The following is an 18,006-nucleotide window of genomic DNA, read 5'->3' as shown; positions in this document are numbered from 1 at the left end:
ATGCGTCAGGACGGCGAATTACTCTGTGTGCAGGGTGTGCGACCTGGTGCAATGGTACGCGACCGGCACTTCTCATCGGCTGGAAACCCTCTAGTCTTGCCGCATGAGCAATGGGACACCTTTGGGTGATTTCCTCCGAGCCCGCCGAGAGGCACTCAAGCCGCACGATGTCGGTCTCCCCGAACACGGGCGACGTCGGGTGCCGGGACTGCGCAGAGAAGAAGTCGCGCTGCTCGCCGGAGTCAGTTCCGACTACTACATCAGGCTGGAACAGGGACGTGAAAACAGTCCGTCCCCGCAGGTGCTCGAGGCCGTGGCGCAAGCGCTGAACCTGGATGCGGAGGCTGCCGACCATCTCAACCGCCTCTGTCTGGCCTCCTCGCAGCGCCCGCACGACTGGGGCGCGGCGGACGTCAGCCAGCAGTTGTTGCAGCTGATGGACGGATGGGAGCACACCCCGGCGTTCGTCGTCGGGCCGGCCCTCGACATCATGGCGGGCAACTCCCTCGCCACCGCTCTCCACGGCGGGTTCGAACAGTTCGACAACCTCGCCCGCATGGTGTTCGTCGACCCGGCAGGGCGCGAGTTCTACCAGGAATGGGAGCGCGCCGCGCACTCCTGTGTCGCCGAGATCAGGGCAGCCTACGGCCACGATCCCGAATCGGACCGCATCGCAGAGGTCGTGGCGGAGCTGTCCGCCCAGAGCGAGGAGTTCGCCGGGATCTGGCAGATGCACGAGGTCAAGGGAAAGTCCCAGGAAGGAAAGCATCTCAAGCACCCCCTGGTCGGAGATTTGCACATCAAGTTCGCGGCTTTCACGGTCAATGGGGCCCCGCATCAGCAACTGGTGGTCTATCAGGCTGAACCGGCCAGCCCGACCGCGGATGCCTTCGAGACGCTGAGGACCATGGCCGCCGAGCCGAAGCAGGCCAAGGCGGCTGTGCCCGCGGCTGACCTCGCCGCCAAGGAGCAGTAGCGTCGAAAGCGAGCATGTGTGCCCGGTGGAGACCGGTCCTGCCGCACCCAGGAACGACGCGGCCTTCATGGCGGTGTGCCCCTCTGCCGGCACTCGATTCGACAGACAGTGCCGCACAGCTACCGGGCTCTGGTCGAAACCGGCGAGTGCGTCTTCTCGGTCCCGACGGCGGACATGGCTGCCACCGTGGTCGACCCGCTGGAGGCCGTCAGGGCGTGGACCGACCCCTCTCAGCCCGAACCGCAGCTGTTTCACCACCGTGGAGACGGGACCTTCACCCTGGACGGGCCGACCGTCGAACTGAAGGACCGGATGACCAAGTGGCAGTACCTCGTGCAGGCCAGCAGGTCACTGCCCCGACTTGACTCCTACTCTGGTGGGACGTGCGACCAGGACCACCGTCGTCAAGGGAGAGGCACATGCTCACCAAGAAGGAAGCCGCCGAAGCCGTACGCCAGGCCAAGGTGAAGACCGGGGTCACGTGGGCCCAGCTGGCCGAAGCGGTCGGCAAGCCGCTGGCCTGGACCACGGCGGCCCTGCTCGGCCAGCACCCGATGGGCAAGGATGAGGCGGCCACAGCGGCGGCACTGCTCGAACTCGGTGACGACGCCGCCCTTGCCTTCCAGCTCCAGCCGACCCGGGGAGCCCTGGACGCGGCCGTCCCCGTGGATCCCACGATCTACCGGCTCTACGAGGTCGTCCAGGTCTACGGGCCGACCATCAAGGAGCTGATCCACGAGCAGTGCGGCGACGGCATCATGAGCGCGATCAACTTCCGGCTCGACGTCCGGCGGGTTCCCGACCCCGCGGGCGACCGGGTCGTCATCACCCTTGATGGGAAGTACCTGCCTTACCAGTGGTAGCGACTCACTGAGCAATCGACGGGACTTCTCGTGTCAGGCCCGGCGGACCGGGTCGCCGAGCCGGATCGGCCCCGGCCGCAGCACCTGGGCGAAGATGCCTGCGCACGGCTGCGGCCCCGTCGACTCCTACGGGACGACCCGGTCTGGGCGACCGTTGAGGTCGTGAACAGGTGGCCGGGTACGCAGTGCGGCTGCCGGGAGTCGGAGACAAGGGTGTGGTCCTCGGGGTGGACGTCACCGCGGCGATGCTCGACGCAGCCGCCCGGCACGGCCGCGACGAGCTCGCGGCGTTGCTGCTCGCCGACGCCTGCCACCTGCCCCTGACCTCCGGCTCGGTGGACGGCATCTTCAGCGCCGGACTCATCAACCACCTTCCCGAACCCGCCCCGGCACTGGGTGAACGGGCCCAGGTGACCGCTCCGGCTCCTCGGCTCAGTGCGGCAGAGCTGCGACGTACGCCTTCCCGTGGCGGGCGGTTCGACCGGGCCCGTACGCGTCGGCGAACAGCCGCGGTCGACGCGCCTGTCCGTTCCGGGATCCGTTCTGGGCGGCCCGCCCCCGGTCAGGTACGCGACGCGCTGGGCCCGTTGCCGGCCGCTGGTGCACACGCTCGGCGGCGAGGTCCCGACGTACGCCCCGTGCCGGACCACCCTGTCGGGACGCGGACGCCGTCCGCCCCGGTCATCATCAACTGCTCGCCCAACTCCCTGACCGCCGCTGGATCGTGGGCCTTCCCGGAATCCCGTACGCGGCCCTGACCGCCGCCCACACCCTGCTTGCCCCACTCCTCGCAGCCCCGACCGATTGCACCGCAGACTCCGCCACGACCGCGAACAGGGCCCGGTCTGGTCCTGGCAGCGACTACAGCCGTGACGAATCCGGTTGCCGGACCATGATTCACATGCCTACGGTCGGCCCCATGGCGGATGACGAACCCACGCGCGCCGCGCGTCTGCTGGATGCCCAGGCCAAGGCCGAGCGGCTGTTCGCGGAGATCGAGGAGCGCGGGCTGGTCGCGCCGGGGGAGGGCGAGCGGGCGGTCAGCGACCGGATCCGGGACCTGGCGAACGAGCTGTTCGGCACGACCCGCCACTGGCACAAGCGGATCGTGCGCTCGGGCCCGAACACGCTGAAGCCCTACCGGGAGAATCCGCCGGACCGGGTGATCGGCGCGGACGACATCGTGTTCGCCGACTTCGGGCCCATCTTCGAGGAGTACGAGGCCGACTTCGGGCGCACCTTCGTCCTCGGCGACGACCCGGTCAAGCAGCGGCTGCGCGACGACCTGCCCGAAGTCTTCGCGGCCGGGCGGCGCTTCTTCGAGAGTGACCCGGACATCACCGGCAAGCGGCTGTACGCCGAGGTCGAGCGGCTTGCCACCGACGCGGGCTGGGAACTCGGCGGCTGGCACGCCGGACACCTCGTGGGCGAGTTCCCGCACGAGACGATCGACGGTGCGGACGTGGAGTCGTACATCGCGCCGGGCAACGACACCCCGCTGCGACGCATCGACAAGGCCGGGCGCCGTTGCCACTGGATCCTCGAGATCCACCTCGTCGACCGGGGGCGCGAGTTCGGCGGCTTCTACGAGGAACTGCTCGACCTCGGCTGATCCGTCACGCCCCCATCACGCAGGGCTACCGGGTTGAAGGGACCCTCGCTCGTCGACCTGGCACTGAGCGGGCCGATCGCGTACTGGGGGAGCCGGTAGCAGCGAACGCCGCCGTCTCCGATGCGCGGGGCGGTCGCGTCAACGGCGGGGCGGCCGCTGGCAAAGGCAGGGGCAAGAATCGCTTCCGTGGCCCGCCACTCGCGGCGCAATGACCGTCTGGCAACGCAACGTTCACTCAGGGGCCGTTGGGGCGCGCCAGGGTGCGGTCGTTGTCAGCTCAACCGCTCGCCAGAGAGGGCACCATGGCCACACAGACAGGGACATCGGACGAGTCGGCGAATTCTTCCGAGGGGGTCAGCCGGCGCCACGCGCTGGGCCTCCTCGGTACGGCAGGGGCCGGCGCGGCCGTCACCCCGTTGCTGGGAGCCGGTACGGCGCAGGCCGCTCCGCTTGCCGCCCCGGCCCTTCACGTCACCGCGGACTCGGCCGGTGCGCCCCCGGTCCAAGGGCTGCACCTGACCTTCGGGGCGGACCCGCGCACCCAGATGACGGTGTCGTGGATCACCGACAGACCGGTGACCAGACCCGTTGTGCACTACGGCACGCTGGAGCACGGCTTCGGATCCAGCGCCAACGCCCGGACCGTCACCTACGTGGACGGCACCTCCAGCCGTACCGTCTACGTCCACCACGCCTCGCTGAACCGGCTCACACCGGGCACCGACTACGTCTACCTCGCCACCCACGAGGGGACGACGCCCGACAGCGGTACGTTCCGCACCGCTCCGCGCGGACGGAAGCCGTTCACCTTCACCAGCTTCGGTGACCAGTCCGCTCCGCAGGTGACCTGGGCGGCCGACGGCACGGTGGCGCTCGACGCGAACTCCACCCCCGCGACGAAGGACATCGTCACCGGCATCGAGCAGGTAGCCCCGCTCTTCCATCTGCTCAACGGCGACCTGTGCTACGCGAACCTGGACGTCGACCGGGTGCGTACCTGGAACAACTTCTTCACCAACAACACCCGTTCCGCGCGCTTCCGCCCCTGGATGCCCGCGGCCGGCAACCACGAGATCGAGAAGGCCAACGGCCCGCTCGGGCTCGGTGCCTACCAGACCTACTTCACCCTCCCCTCCACCGAGACCGACGCCGAACTCGCGGGCCTGTGGTACGCGTTCACGGTCGGCTCCGTCCGGGTGATCGTGCTGCAGAACGACGACAACTGCCTCCAGGACGGTGGCGACGTCTACATCAGCGGCTACTCCGGCGGACGGCAACTCGCCTTCCTGGAAAAGGAGCTGAAGGCGGCGCGCGCCTCCGGCGACGTCGACTGGGTGGTCGTGGCCATGCACCAGGTCATGATCAGCTCCTCGGACGCGAACGGCGCCGACCTGGGCCTGCGCCAGAAGTACGGTCCCCTGTTCGACAGGTACGGCGTGGACCTGGTGCTGTGCGGCCATGAGCACAACTACGAGCGCTCGCTCGCCGTCCGCGGCGTCGTCACCGGCAGCGAGACGCTGACCCCTCGCCCGGTCTCCCAGGCCACCGACTCCATCGACACCGGGCTTGGCACCGTGCACATGATCCTCGGTGGCGGAGGCGTCTCGGGCACGACGAACGAGAAGTTCTTCACGGACGGCACCGCCAAGGTGATCACCGCTGTGTCGGCGACCCCCGGCTCCAACGGCAAGCGCACCTCCACCTACACCAAGGAGGAGGCGGTCTGGACCGGAGTCCGGGACATCGAGCACCCCTACGGCTTCGCCGCCTTCACCGTCGACCCCGGACGCCACGCCGGTGACACCACGCGCATGCACGTGACCTACTACAACGTGAACAAGCCGAACGGCGATCTGTCGGTGTTCGAGACCTTCACGCTCCACCGCCGGCGCTCCGACGGCCACACGAGGTGACCCTGCCGCCGGTCCGTCACCTGCACCGGACCACGGACGTGGTCCCGCCGGGACGAGGCAGCCCGGACCGCGCGCAGATCGAGCTGCGCCGTGGCGGGCCGACGCAGGAGTGAACCGCACTCCGGCACACCGGCTGAGACTGCGGCGGGTGAAAGGCGCCTGACGGGTAAAATCCCAGGTCAGGCGCCTTCGCACTCGAACCTGGGGGCGAGACGCCGGCCCGTGTATGGAGCTCGCACGCACCCTGAAGACGACCACCGCTCACGTCATCCATCTGCTGTTCCCAGCACCCCGTCGACTGTCGCCCACCCCGGTTTCCCCGCACCCGGTACACCTCCGTCCGCGCACGGCAATGGCGCACCTGGTACCACCGGTACTCGGCATCATCACTTCGCGCGCAGGCACGCCCCGGAACAGATCCTCGCGCCCAGCAACGCTGCGGTGGGCTCCACTTTGCCGCGCAAGCGCGCCGCATCGACGCTGGGCGGGGCGCCGAACTGGCGCCGGTACTCGCGGCTGAACTGGGACAGGCTGTCGTATCCGACACGCTGGCCGACGCCGGTGACGTCGTCCGGATGGTTGGCCAGACGCAGTCTCGCGGCTTGCGGCCGGATGTTCTTCTGGAACTGGATCGGGCTCATCGCCGTCACCGCCTGGAAGTTCCGGTGGAAGGCGGAGACGCTCATCCCCGAGAGCTGCGCCACCTCCTCGACCCGGAACGGCTGGGTGTAGTTGGGGGCGAGTACCTCCCGGTCCCGCGGACGGTCGAGCAGACGCAGCAGTCGCACGACGGCGTCGAGCAGTTCGCCCGGGGCGTCACTCACCGCGACCCCCGGCCGCGCGGGGCCGGGAGATCTCGGCAGATCCCCCGGACCGGCCTGCAGCAGCAGGTCCGCGATGACGGCAGGTTCGAGAGTCATCCCGAAGCCGAGCGTGGGCCGTTGCCGCCTTGGGCGATCACCGCCAGTACCGTCCCGGACATGGAGGACTCCGGTGCAGCGGCGTGGTCGACCCTGCAGATCCGGACACCGTCGATCGCCGTGGTCAGATCGGGACGCGCATGCCGGTCCATCACGGCGCGAAGCTCGTCCAGAGACAAGCCGCGATTGCAGCACAAAAGCCGCGGTGATCGCGAAGTGGCAAGAGGAATGTGCAAGAACCCACGAGTTCTGTGAAAGTTCCGGCGTTGCCGCCCCCCTGGGGAAGCCGCCCGCCTCTCGTCAGACGGCCTTGACGACGGTGCCAGTGCCTTCGAGCGCGGTGACCTCGTCGACGGGTGCTGCGGTGTCGGTGACGAGGGTGTGCAGGAGTGTGGAGGGACTGACGTAGGCGTAGGCGGTGTGGCCGAGCTTGCTGCCGTCGGCGGCGACGATGACGCGGCGCGTGGAGGCGATGCCGGCCTTCTTCACGGCCGCGTCGTCGAGGTCGTAGGCGGTCAGGCCCTGAGCCGCGCTGAGACCGCAGCAGCCTATGACGGCAGTGTCGAAGCGCAGCGCCGCCAGGGACGCGAGGGTGAGGGGGCCGGTGAGGGCTCCCTCGGCGGCCCGTGGCTGCCCGCCGGGCACCATCAGCGTGGCCGGTCCCGGGCCCTCGCCGAATACATGGATGGCCTGCAAGGACAGGGGCATCACAGTGACCGGCCGCCGGCGCAGCAGGTGGGCGATCTCCAGGCAGGTGGTGCCGCTGTCGAGGAGTACGGTCTCGCCGTCGGCGATGAGCGAGGACACCTCGGCCGCGATGCGGCGCTTGGCGTCGACGGCCTCGTGAGCACGCAGCGCGAAGGGCGGCTCCTCGCCCCTGAGCAGCAGGGTGCGCGCCCCGCCGCGGACGCGCTCGAGGACGCCTTGCGCCGCCAGCGCGTCGAGGTCGCGCCGGATGGTCATCTCGGAGGCGCCGGTCAGTTCGACGAGTTCCTGGACCGTGATCCTTCCCGTCTCTCTGACGGCCTGCGCGATCATCCCGTGCCGGTCTGCGTTGCCCATACCGCGATTGAACACCACACGAAACGAACATTCAATGTGTGCGAAGTGCCAGTGTTCAAACGCTCAATATGTTCGTTACGGTAACTGCCATGAACGATTCGCTGCGAGCCGCCCGAATAGCGACCTTTGTCTACTTCAGCCTGTGTGGAACTCTCATGGGCACCTGGGTGGTGAACATCCCCGCCATCGAGGAGCGCGTGGGCATCAGCCACGCGACGCTCGGGGGACTGCTGGTGCTGCTCGGGTTGGGAGCCTTCGTCGGTATGCAGGTGGCCGGGCGTCTGGCTGACAGGCTCGGGGCGCGCATCGTCGTTCCCGCCACCGGCGTGCTGTGCAGCGCGGCCCTGGTGCTGCCCGGCCTTCCCCGGGAGCCGTGGACGCTGGCAGCTGCCCTACTGGTCTTCGGATTCTGCAACGGCTGCCTGGACGTGAGCATGAACGCCCACGCCGTGCACGTGGAGAAGGCGTACGGCCGGCCCGTCATGTCGGCCTTCCACGCCACGTTCTCGGTCGGCGGCGTCCTCGCCGCGCTCGTCGGAGCGGCTACCGCGAGCGCCGGCCTGAGCCCGGCCGCGGGCATGGCCGCCATGGCAGCCCTGGGCATCGCGATCGCCCTGGTGTCGGCACGTGCCCTGCTGCCGACCGCACCCACCGCTGCCGACACCGGCTCCGCGGGGGAGACCGAGCAGCCGCCGGCCGCCGGGCGCCGCGGCACCGGCAAGCGTATCTGGATCCTCGCCGCCCTGGCTCTGCTGGTCATGCTGTGCGAGGGAGCCGCCAACGACTGGAGCGCGCTGCACCTGAAGGACGTCCTCGGCGCACCCGCGAGCACTGCCGCGTTCGCGTACGGCACCTTCGCGGCGACCATGACCATCGGCAGGCTGCTCGCCGACCGCCTCGTCGCCAGGTTCGGGTCCATGGCGATCCTGAGGTACGGCGCGGCGACGGCTGCCGTCGGCATCACGATCGTGACCGTCTCCCCGTGGATATGGGCCGCGTTCGCGGGGTGGGCGCTGTTCGGTCTGGGGCTGTCCGGCTGTGTCCCGCAGTTGTTCAGCGCGGCAGGGCATGCGGACCCCTCCGCTGCGGGGGCCAATGTCTCCCGCGTCGCCGGGCTCGGCTACGTCGGGATGCTCGCCGGTCCCGCCGCCATCGGCTGGCTGACCCACCTCGTCGCCCTGAACCACGCCTTCGTCCTGCTGATCCTGCTGTGTGCGACCACCGCCGTGGCGGCCGGGATCCTGCGCGCCGGATCCGATCGCACGAGCGAGATGGCAGCAAGCAGCAGCTGAACACCCCTCGGGATCCCGGAGGAACCCACGTTGATGTCCACCGACCGCGGCATCGTGCTGTTCGACCTCTTCGGGGTCATCGCCCGCCACCAACGCCCGGGCGCCCTGGGAAAGATGGCCGCCCGCTGTCACACCCCCATCGGCGCCTTCACCGCGGCCTACTGGGCCTGCCGCCCGCCCTACGACGCCGGTCGGCAGTCCGCGCCCGAGTACTGGACCGCCGTACTGCGACGGCTGTCCCTCCCCGTCGACGCCGACACCATCGAGGAACTGCGCCTCACCGACATCGACAGCTGGTCACGCGTCGACGACCGGATGGTCGCCTACGCCCAGTCCCTCCGCGACGTCGCCGAGGTCGCCCTGCTGTCCAACATCCCCTCGGACCACGCGGACGCGTTCCTCGCCGCGCAGCCCTGGCTGCACCATCTGGACCACGTCGCCTTCTCCGGGAAGATCAAAGCGGCGAAGCCGGCCCCGGCAGCCTTCCGTCACTGCGTCGTCGCCATGCGGGCCGCCCCGACCGACTTCCTCTTCGTCGACGACCGCGAGGAGAACGTACGCGCCGCGCAGGCCATGGGTATGAGCGGACACGTCTTCACCGATCGCGACGAGCTGGCAGCCGTCATCGACACCTGGTTGCCGACTCGAGGACTCACGAGGAAATGACACGTCCGTCACCACCTGACTCCTGGACCAGCTGCCTGGTACCCCGGACCGGCAACCGCATCAGTGCCTCGGAGGCTTCCTCCGGGGCGCCGGCGGAGTGGGAAATGCACGTTCGTGAGACTGAGCAGCTGAGAGTTGGTGAAGTTGTCAAGGACCCGGGGTGGTCGGCTGCTTCGCTTGACCTGTTGTGCTCAGCCCCTCCGCGGCGGAGGTTCCGCTGGGTGGTAGCCGCTGTGTGATCCGGTCGAACAAGTCCGTCAGCGGCTCGCCGATGTCCTGACCGAACTCGGTCAGCCCGTAGGTGACTTGGGGCGGCGTCGTCGGCTCGACCTCCCGCCAGACCAGGCCGTCCTGGACCAGTGCGCGCAGTGTCTGAGCGAGCATCTTCTCGCTGATGCCCTGGATGCTGTCACGCAGCTCGTAAAACCGAAGGTCGTTGCTCCGCAAGGAGATCAGCACCCAGATACCCCACCTGCTGGTCACGTGGTCGACCACGTCGCGCGCAGGGCAGTCGGTGTGAAACACCTCATACCGATTGCCCGCCTCGGCCTGCGTCAGCTGCGCGCCTTCCCCCATGTCCGGAGCTTACCTCTGGGTATGTTCTTACGGAAAGTAAGCCCGACTCCTAGCGTCAGTTGCCGCAGCGCACAACGGACTAGGAGCTGAACATGATCGTGGTGACCGGGGCTACCGGGAATGTGGGCCGGCCTTTGACGCAGACCTTGGCCGAGGCGGGCGAGCAGGTGACAGCGGTGTCGCGGCACGCGGCGGCGGTGCCGGACGGGGTCCGGCACGTGCCGGCCGACTTGGCCGAGCCGCAGGGTCTCACTCCCGCGTTGGACGGGGCGACGGCGCTGTTCCTCCTGCTGTCCGGCGAGCTGCACGCCCCCGAAGCCAGGCCGACCGAGATCATCGACCTGGCCGCGGCCAGCGGGGTCCGCCGGGTCGTCCTGCTGTCTTCGCAGGGCGTGGCGACCAGGCCGCTCGGCCCGTCGCGGATCGCGATGCGCGCGGTGGAGGACGCGTTGCGAGAGTCCGGCCTGGACTGGGCCGTCCTGCGACCGGGCGGCTTCGCCTCCAACGCCTTGGCCTGGGCGGAGTCCGTCCGCACGCAAGGGATGGTCGCCGCTCCCTTTGGCGACGTCGGGGTTCCGATCGTCGACCCGGCGGACATCGCCGAGGTCGCGGCGGCCTGCCTGCTGGACGACCGGCACACCGGCGGAGTCTTCGAGCTGACCGGGCCCGAGGTGATCACGCCGCGTCAGCAGACGGAAGCCATCGCGGCCAGGCTCGGCTCGCCGGTGCGGTTCCACGAACTCACCCGCGAGGAGGCCAAGGCCGCCATGACCCAGTTCGTGCCGCCGGAGCTCGCCGACGACACCCTGGACATCATCGCCGCCCCGAACTCCGCCGAACTGCGAATCAGTTCGGACGTGGAACGAGTCCTCGGCCGCGCCCCGAGCCCCTTCAACGACTGGGTCGCCCGTAGCATCGCCGCCTTTCGCTGAGGCACAACTCGGTTGAAGCGCCCGGGCAGCTTCGTCCGACTACGGCCGCACGGGGCGACGTGAGACTGGCCGGCTTGGTCCTCACCGGAACGGACTGGAGCTACGAGAGGAAACTCGATGGTTCTCCAGATGCTTCGATGGTGTCTCAGAAAGTCTGCGCGGCAGGTCGAGGCGTACGCCTGGCCCGGCGACCGTTGTTCGGACAGTGGTCGCCGTCCGGCCCGGCCGCGTGGCCTGATCGGCGACTCCGTCACTTCGAGCCGTAATACAGCCGGAGGAAGTCCTCCATCGCCGCGTCGACGCCGGCGCGGTCACCGGTGGCGAGCAGATCGAGCAGCAGACCGCGGACGGTGGCGAGTCCCAGCCTCGCGCGGTTCCGGGCCACGGCTGGGTCCACCCCTGCGGCGACCTCGGCGGCCACGAGCGGCTCCAGCCAGTCGTTCACGAGCCCTTCGAGGAATGGGGCAGCCTCGGGACGGCCCCGCAGCGCGTGCCCGTAGATTTCGAAGAAGAGCCGCTCCTGACCGGCCAGCCGAGGGTCCGTCAGCTGCTGCCAGAGGAGCCGCGCCGCATCCGCGGGCGAGAGACCGGGTTCCAGGCGCAGCCGGGACAGCAGATCACGCTGGCGCTGCTCCGACGTCCGGACGATCTCGACGAACAGGTGTTCCTTGGAGCCGAAATAGTGGATCAGCATGCGGTGACTGACGCCGATCGCAGCGCCCAGGCCACGCAGGCTCAGGTCCGCGATGCCGTGTGCCGCGACGTGATCGACGGCCGCATTCACCAATTCAGCGCGTCGGCCCCCGTCCGTGCCGGGCGCTGCCCCGCCCTCAGGATGCGAGCCGTCCATATTCACCACCTCAGGAGTGTACCAATTGGTACATGCCCTCTGTACCGTGTGGTACATGAAGTCTGTCACCGTGTCGATCGACGTACCGCAGACGCCCGAGCAGGTCTACGACTTCCTCGATGTCATGGCTCACCACGAGCGCTTCACCAACCACTATCTGACCAACTGGCGCTACAGCGGCCCAGGCTGTGGCGTCGGATCCTGCGCCACGGTCACAGTCGCGCTGGGCGGCACGAAGACCGACGTCACCATCGAGGTCGTCGAGGCCGACCCGCCGCGGCGCATCGTCGAACGGAACGTCAGCGCGGCCGGCCAACGCCTGGCCCACGGCACCTACACCATCGAGCCGCTGCCGACCGGCGGGAGTCACGTGTCGTTCACGTACGCCTGGGCGCGCGCCCCGCTCGCCGACCGCCTGCTGGCACTCGTCGTCCGGGCCACGATACGACGCGCCAACCGCACGGTCATGCGACGCCTGGCCACCGAGTTGGCTCACCATGTGTCCACTGCCGGATCCTGACGTCGGTACATGTCAGCTCTTCCGCCCGACGCAGGAGCCGAGGCCCACGGCGCCCCTGCCCGCATGGTTCTTGGCGCAGCGGGCCGAGCTACGCACAGATGCCTCATGAGACATGGCTCGGTCTGGCGGACGACGGCCACAGAACGGTCATGTGGCGGACCCGACGACAGGGTCCGCCTACAGGCCCGATCCGGCCGGCGATGCCCGGCCCCGCCCGTACAGCGAGCGCCGCGCAGCCCTCCTCTACTCAAACGGGGCGCGGGCCCGGACGGAGACTCCTGTCCTGGGATCCCAGTCGGCGAAGAGGGTGAGGCTTCGCACCGTGAGCACCAACCGCAGGATCGGTGGCGGATCGCCGCCGTACCCGTCCACGACCTGCAACGTCACGCCCTCAGGCAAACTGATGCCCCGGTCGCGCAGCACCGCGGCGCCGTCGGCGCGTAGTTCATCGACGAGAGTCGGCGAGTCCATGAAGTCGCTCACGAGGGTGAGGACGTCCTCGTTGCGGCCCAGTTGGACCATGGTGGCGTGCACTCGCGCCCGCAGGGGGCTTGGTCGCTCGTCACTGTTACTGAGCGCGGCCTCATGGCCCTGGAGGGCGTTCTCGAGACGGTCGCGCTGCACAGCGGAAATCGGCATGGCGTCCTCTCCGTCCCTGTCCCCGGCTCACGTCCCGCTACCGCGGCGCAGCCGCGGCGGCAGTGTTGCCAGCACCGCGTCCAGGGCGTTGATGCGTCCGTGTCCGTCGAAGGTGACCCAGGGACCGTTCGCCCGCTTCGTGGAGTAGGAAACGGCACCCACCCGGTCCGCGGTGCCCTCGATGATGTCCCGCGCCTGGTCGCTGGTCAGTGTGGGATCCATGCTCAGGAGCAGAGCCGCGAGGCCGGTGACGTGCGGGGTGGCCGCGGACGTGCCCCAGAATCCGGAGGCCCAGTCGCGTCGGCCGAGGTCCGAGAGGTCCCCGTTCCCGCGCACTGTCGTGGTCGGTACGCCGATGCCGGGCGCCATGACCGACAACTCGGGTCCGGAGTTCGATGCCCAGGTCGCGGTGAGTACCTGGTTGTCGGTCTGGTCGCTCGCTCCACAGGCGATGACGTGTATGTGACGGGCGGGATAGCCGACGCTTCCGCCGTTGTTCCCGGCCGCGGCACACAGGATGACGTTGCCGTCGTGGGCGCGCGTGAGCGCCTGGTCGGTGAGCACCGTACTGACCCCGCCGAGCACGAAGCTCATGTTGATCACGCGTGCACCATGTGCCACGGCATAGTTGACAGCTCCCGCGACCTCCACGTCGGTGGCCATTCCCAGGGCAATCGGCATAACCGGACAGTCGCCCGCCACGCCGGCGACTCCCTTGAGGTTGTGGGTGGTGGCCGCCGCGACTCCGGCGACCATCGTTCCGTGGCCGAAGACGAAGTTGACCGTGTCCGGATTGGTGGACCCGTCGAAATTGGGACCGCCCGCACCGGTGACGAAGCGCAAGTCGGAATGGGCCAGGTCGCATCCCGAATCGATCACCGCGATCGTGGTGGCATGCGAGCCGAACGTCAGATCCCAGGCCGACTGGCCATGTCCGCCGGCGTGGATCTTGACCATGTTCCACTGCCCCGCGTACCCGGGCTGCGGCGCATAGAAGGTGTCCGCTGGCTCGAAGCAGTACGGGAGGAGCAGCGGCATGTTCTCGAACAGGATGTCGTTGTCGTCGCACTCCGCGCGCTCCGTCAGCCGGGTTCGCGCCCGGTAGGCGGGGTGCCTGCGGGGCTCGACGATCGTGCAGTAACGGTAGCCGGGCAGGTAGCGCGACTTGTCGCCGTTCTCCCGCAGCTCGACCCCCTCCGGCAGACACTCCTCGGCGAGTCCATCCTTGACCACCAGGACGTCCGGCAGAGGGCAGTGCAGGCCCGCACGCCCGGGAACGCCGGGGTGGCGGTAGACCGGGCCGATCCACTCGAGTTGGTCGCCGAGGTCCGCTTCGAGGACGGCGAGGTCCCCGGCTGTCAGGGTCTGTCCCAAGGAGGTCCGGACCCAGATGCGGCGATCGGTGTGGTTGACCGCCTCCGCCTGGTGTCCGGCCTTGGTGTCGGCGTCGCCGGGTTCGAGTACCAGGTCCAGCTGCCGCAGCCGGGCCACCAGCGCTCCGCGGTCCGTCGCCGCACGGAAGTTGAGGAGCAGGCGGGTGGGATCGAGTCTGACGACCGTGCCGGCATCGCGGCGCAGCTCGGTCGGATAGGTTTCGGAGATCCCGCCGTCGGCCGTCACAGGACCACCACCGCCTCTCGAGGATTCCGTCGCCGCGGAACTTCGCCGCTTCGTCCGGCCGTCCCGGTCAGACGGCCGAGGATCCGATCCCCCCGGTCAGGTTGAAGTCGGAGAGATGGAGCGGGCCTACGACCTGGCCGTCGGACCACGAGTACTTGACGTACTGAGGACCGCGGAAGAAGTAGGCCCAGCCCGCAGCCGGGCCGTCCCCCTGCAAAGTGGCGTGCACGCCTTTCGCGAACGCCCCGGTCAGGTTCCAGTCGGCTATCGGGGATGGGCCGCCGACGATCTGGACGTTGAACCAGTCGTACGTGATGTACTGGTCGCCCTTGAAGAAGTAGGCCTTCCCCATGGAGTCGCCCTGCCCGTTGAGTGCCGTGTCGATTCCGGATGCGAAGTTCGACGGCAACCAGTCGCCCAGCGGATACGGGCCGTAGACCTTGTCGTCGGGTGCGGAGTGGAAGGCGTACTGACTGCCGCGGAAGAAGTGGGTCCTCATCCCCCATCCCCGGCTGTTGAGCGCGGCATCCACGCCGGAATCGAAAGGGGCAGGCAGGCCCCACTCCGTCAGGGGTGAAGGGCCGGCATCCACCAGGTTCTGCGCCCAGTCGTAGCGCAGGTACCGGTCGTTTCGGAAGAACCAGGCACCGCCCGGGCGGGAACGCTCATCATTGAGTGCCGTGTCGAAGATGTACCCCATTACGAACTCCTCACTCGGTGCGGCTGCTCGGCGCGTGGAAGCGGCCGGGTCGCGCGTACCTGGCGAGAGTGAGTGCCTCAAGGAATGTCACCGGGGAAAGGCCCCGGTCTGGTCGGCTCTCCGTGCGGCCCACGGCGTGGCCGGGCGTTTTTGCCGACAACAGCATGGTTTCACAGGAGCTGCGGCCCTGCACACGGAGCGGGGCGCCGCGCGTACGCGGACCGATCTGTACGGCTCGTGCCGGGAGTTCGTGGCCGAGTTGCAATTTCTCGGCATCCGAGCAGCGGATACGGATGCAGTCGTGTGATGCTCCGCTCGGGCGACCCACGCGACAAGCTGGGGTTGCAGCTCTCTCCAGGATCCGGACATCGGGCATGCTGAAAAGGTGACCCGTAGACGCTGGTGGCAGGGCCGATTGCGGAATCCAAGCGGTCGGTACGCGCCAGACCTATGGCCTGTGTGGGTCGTGGCCTGCCTTGCTGTTGTGGTGGTCTGCGTCGCTGGAACCGGGGGGTACTGGCTCGTCCGTCGTCTCATGGAAGGTTCGGCCAACGCGTCGAATCCCGCAGGAACCGTAAGCGTCGCGGACGTCATCAGGCTGACCATCGCCATCCTGACGGTGTTCGGCGCGGTGCTCGCAGGCGTATACGCCTACCGCAAGCAGCGAATCGCCGAAGGGGACGCCCATCGGGCGGACGCAACCCAATTCGCCGAGCGCTATACCACTGCAGCCGGCCAGCTCGGTCATGAAACACCAGCCGTACGCCTTGCCGGCGTATACGCGATGGCCCGGCTGGCCGACGACTGGGGGGAACAACGCCAAGTCTGCATTGACGTCCTGTGCGCCTACCTGCGCATGCCCTATGAAGGGGACCCCGAGTCCGACAAGTACAGAAAGGGGGAACGGGAGGTCCGGCACACCGTCATCCGAGTCATCCGCGACCACCTTCAAGGGCCGCATGAGCGGACGTCCTGGTCGGCGTACGTACTTGATTTCACGCGCGCGACCTTCGACGGAGGTGACTTTTCCGGTAGCGACTTTCGCGGCAGTGTCTCCTTTGCTGACGCCGAATTCATCGGCGATTCGGTCAGCTTCGACGAAGCGCGGTTCAGCGACGGCACGGTCGACTTCCGCGGCGCACGGTTCGGCGCCGGCACAGTCAGGTTCAACGACGCGCGATTCAGCGGCGGTACGGTCAACTTCGACGAGGCGCGGTTCGGCGGCAGCACCGTCGCCTTCCGCGGTGCTGTGTTCGGTCCATCCGGCACCATCACGTTCCACAACGCACGGTTCAGCGGCGGGATGGTCGCCCTTGACGATGCGCAGTTCAGCGGCGGTACGGTTAGCTTCGACTACGGAAAGTTCAGCGACAGCACGGTCACCTTCAACCGTGCGAGGTGCACCGGTGGCTCGCTCGCCTTCCGCCGTGCGCGGTTCACGGGTGGCACGGTCAGCTTCGACCACGCACAGTTCATCGGCGGCGCGCTCGCCCTCGACGATGCGGAGTTCACAGACAGTACGGTCACCTTTTACGCCGCGCGGTTCAGTGGTGGAACCGTCACCTTCGACTACGGACAGTTCACCAGCAGCACGGTCACGTTCCATCATGCGCGGTTCAGTGGCGGCGCGGTTGCCCTCGGTCACGCCAGGTTCAACGGCGGCATGCTTTCCTTCGTCCGCGCCCAGTTGAACGGGGGCGTCGTCTCCTGCGATGCAGCGCAGTTGAACGGTGTCGGCGTCCGTTGGGGCCGCCTCCAGCCACCCGAGGGATGGACAACCTGATGTCCTCGCCCCGCCTCACCGCGCCCTGCGCTCCTCCACCGGATTGGCGCAGGTAGCGCACGGTGGGCAGGACTCTGTCGGCGGTGGTCGGCTTGTCCTCGGCCCCGGCGTCGTGAGCGCGGATGCGCGCGCCTCCTCGCTCCTGGAACCGTCCTTGCGTCGCCTCGCCCGGTCCCTGCCGGTCCAGGAAATCGTGCGTCCAGGGGCGTTCTGCGTGCACACCCACCGAGGTCAAGGCTCCCTGCGTCGGCGAGTGGTACTTCAGAACTGCGGCGAGTTCTCGACGTTCACGACGCGTCCGGTCGGGTCGTAGGTCAGCACGGTGCCTTCCCAGCGGCCGAAGTCCAGGCCGGAACCGGCAGCGCCGGGAGAGTACAGCTGCTTGGCCGTAGAGGCTCGGACGTAGGTGTTGAGTATCTTCGCCATGCTGTAGCAGAAGACGTTGCCGTCACTGCTGCCCGGTCCGATGAAGGCTGCCGAGCAGGAGTACAGGTCGACACCGGCCGCGAACTTGTTCTTCAGGACGGCCAGGAGAGGGAGATTGGCCGTGAAGAGGTTCTCCTTGCAGAACTGCACAAAGGCAGGCGCTCCATGGGCCATGAGCTTGAGCCGCACCCGGTCCGCTGTGTGTGCGACGGTGTCGGCGGAGCTGTCCAGAAACCATTGCAGCGGCGTGTTGACGTCGACTTCGATGACGGTGTCACCCGCGGGCCGGTTGCCCGTCAGTCGCACGTCCCGGTAGACGAGGCGGTGCGGCTTGACCGCGCCGTCGCCCGCGACCAGAGGATCCGGGAACGCGTCAGGGGACCGGAAGAATCCCTTGAGCTGGTTGAAGGTGACCTTGCCAGGCTCGACGAGTCCATCCTGGAATCCGAGTTGCACATTCTGGAACCAGCGGATCGCACCGATGGTTTTGGGACCGACCAGACCGTCGACGTCCAGTAGGGGACTCGGTCCGCCCGCCGCGGAATCCACTTGGTTGAGCAGCATCTGCACGGTAAAGACGTCGTCGAGGTCGTTGACGCCGCCTTCACCGACAGTCTCCGACAGGTCCCGCACGCTCATATCGCACTCCAAGAATC

The 18,006-nt window shown here is 68.3% G+C and carries 17 protein-coding genes and 1 pseudogene; 10 read left to right on the top strand and 8 right to left on the bottom strand.

The window, feature by feature from the left end; all coding sequences use genetic code 11:
• Positions 1-103: 103 nt before the first annotated feature.
• From ACIQTP_RS11270 to ACIQTP_RS11250, 5 genes are all read left to right on the top strand, one after another.
• Positions 104-976, top strand: a complete 873-nt coding sequence (locus tag ACIQTP_RS11270) for a helix-turn-helix transcriptional regulator (protein ID WP_403398619.1) — start codon at positions 104-106, stop codon at positions 974-976.
• Positions 977-1,395: 419 nt separating this feature from the next.
• Positions 1,396-1,839, top strand: a complete 444-nt coding sequence (cynS, locus tag ACIQTP_RS11265; RefSeq protein ID WP_403398617.1) for a cyanase — start codon at positions 1,396-1,398, stop codon at positions 1,837-1,839.
• Positions 1,840-2,009: 170 nt separating this feature from the next.
• A complete protein-coding gene (locus tag ACIQTP_RS11260) occupies positions 2,010-2,597 on the top strand; it encodes a methyltransferase domain-containing protein (RefSeq protein ID WP_403398614.1) in 588 nt (195 codons plus the stop codon).
• Between the two features lie 161 nt (positions 2,598-2,758).
• A complete protein-coding gene (locus ACIQTP_RS11255; RefSeq protein WP_403398612.1) occupies positions 2,759-3,451 on the top strand; it encodes a M24 family metallopeptidase in 693 nt (230 codons plus the stop codon).
• A 302-nt stretch (positions 3,452-3,753) separates the two neighbouring features.
• A complete protein-coding gene (locus ACIQTP_RS11250) occupies positions 3,754-5,364 on the top strand; it encodes a purple acid phosphatase family protein (RefSeq protein ID WP_403398609.1) in 1,611 nt (536 codons plus the stop codon).
• 386 nt (positions 5,365-5,750) lie between these two features.
• Here ACIQTP_RS11250 and ACIQTP_RS11245 read toward each other — a convergent pair.
• Positions 5,751-6,463, bottom strand: a pseudogene (locus ACIQTP_RS11245) (AraC family transcriptional regulator N-terminal domain-containing protein).
• A gap of 121 nt (positions 6,464-6,584) precedes the next feature.
• Positions 6,585-7,346 (bottom strand): DeoR/GlpR family DNA-binding transcription regulator, encoded by a 762-nt coding sequence (locus tag ACIQTP_RS11240; protein WP_403398607.1) that lies wholly within the window; start codon positions 7,344-7,346, stop codon positions 6,585-6,587.
• 89 nt (positions 7,347-7,435) lie between these two features.
• Between ACIQTP_RS11240 and ACIQTP_RS11235 the strand changes: the two genes are divergently transcribed.
• Positions 7,436-8,638 carry an MFS transporter gene (locus ACIQTP_RS11235; protein WP_403398605.1) on the top strand — a complete coding sequence of 401 codons (1,203 nt, stop codon included), beginning with the start codon at positions 7,436-7,438 and terminating at the stop codon, positions 8,636-8,638.
• Between the two features lie 33 nt (positions 8,639-8,671).
• Entirely contained in the window at positions 8,672-9,304 is a 633-nt protein-coding gene (locus ACIQTP_RS11230; protein ID WP_403398602.1) for an HAD-IA family hydrolase, read from the top strand.
• Positions 9,305-9,451: 147 nt separating this feature from the next.
• Here the strand turns inward: ACIQTP_RS11230 and ACIQTP_RS11225 are convergent, their stop codons facing one another.
• Positions 9,452-9,880, bottom strand: a complete 429-nt coding sequence (locus ACIQTP_RS11225) for a winged helix-turn-helix transcriptional regulator (protein WP_403398600.1) — start codon at positions 9,878-9,880, stop codon at positions 9,452-9,454.
• A gap of 92 nt (positions 9,881-9,972) precedes the next feature.
• On the opposite strand from ACIQTP_RS11225, the gene ACIQTP_RS11220 reads away from it, so the two are divergent.
• Positions 9,973-10,812, top strand: a complete 840-nt coding sequence (locus ACIQTP_RS11220) for an SDR family oxidoreductase (protein WP_403398597.1) — start codon at positions 9,973-9,975, stop codon at positions 10,810-10,812.
• Positions 10,813-11,062: 250 nt separating this feature from the next.
• On the opposite strand, the gene ACIQTP_RS11215 is transcribed toward ACIQTP_RS11220, so the two are convergent.
• Positions 11,063-11,662, bottom strand: coding sequence for a TetR/AcrR family transcriptional regulator (locus tag ACIQTP_RS11215; protein ID WP_403399091.1), 600 nt, complete (start codon positions 11,660-11,662; stop codon positions 11,063-11,065).
• Between the two features lie 55 nt (positions 11,663-11,717).
• Here ACIQTP_RS11215 and ACIQTP_RS11210 point away from each other — a divergent pair, with 55 nt between their 5' ends.
• Positions 11,718-12,182 (top strand): SRPBCC family protein, encoded by a 465-nt coding sequence (locus ACIQTP_RS11210; RefSeq protein ID WP_403398595.1) that lies wholly within the window; start codon positions 11,718-11,720, stop codon positions 12,180-12,182.
• A gap of 243 nt (positions 12,183-12,425) precedes the next feature.
• Here the strand turns inward: ACIQTP_RS11210 and ACIQTP_RS11205 are convergent, their stop codons facing one another.
• The 3 genes from ACIQTP_RS11205 to ACIQTP_RS11195 form a co-directional block, all read right to left on the bottom strand.
• Entirely contained in the window at positions 12,426-12,821 is a 396-nt protein-coding gene (locus tag ACIQTP_RS11205; protein ID WP_403398592.1) for a hypothetical protein, read from the bottom strand.
• A gap of 27 nt (positions 12,822-12,848) precedes the next feature.
• Positions 12,849-14,441 carry a S8 family serine peptidase gene (locus ACIQTP_RS11200; protein WP_403398590.1) on the bottom strand — a complete coding sequence of 531 codons (1,593 nt, stop codon included), beginning with the start codon at positions 14,439-14,441 and terminating at the stop codon, positions 12,849-12,851.
• Between the two features lie 67 nt (positions 14,442-14,508).
• On the bottom strand, positions 14,509-15,141 hold the full coding sequence (locus tag ACIQTP_RS11195; RefSeq protein WP_403398589.1) for a hypothetical protein: 633 nt from the start codon (positions 15,139-15,141) through the stop codon (positions 14,509-14,511).
• Positions 15,142-15,676: 535 nt separating this feature from the next.
• Here ACIQTP_RS11195 and ACIQTP_RS11190 point away from each other — a divergent pair.
• Positions 15,677-16,924 carry a pentapeptide repeat-containing protein gene (locus ACIQTP_RS11190; protein ID WP_403398587.1) on the top strand — a complete coding sequence of 416 codons (1,248 nt, stop codon included), beginning with the start codon at positions 15,677-15,679 and terminating at the stop codon, positions 16,922-16,924.
• 261 nt (positions 16,925-17,185) lie between these two features.
• Here ACIQTP_RS11190 and ACIQTP_RS11185 read toward each other — a convergent pair whose 3' ends face one another.
• A complete protein-coding gene (locus ACIQTP_RS11185; RefSeq protein WP_403398585.1) occupies positions 17,186-17,989 on the bottom strand; it encodes a peptidoglycan-binding protein in 804 nt (267 codons plus the stop codon).
• Positions 17,990-18,006 lie beyond the last annotated feature (17 nt).

This window comes from Streptomyces sp. NPDC090798, assembly GCF_044768965.1.
Classification (GTDB): Bacteria; Actinomycetota; Actinomycetes; order Streptomycetales; family Streptomycetaceae; genus Streptomyces.
This window is presented reverse-complemented; position numbering and strand designations above follow the sequence as displayed.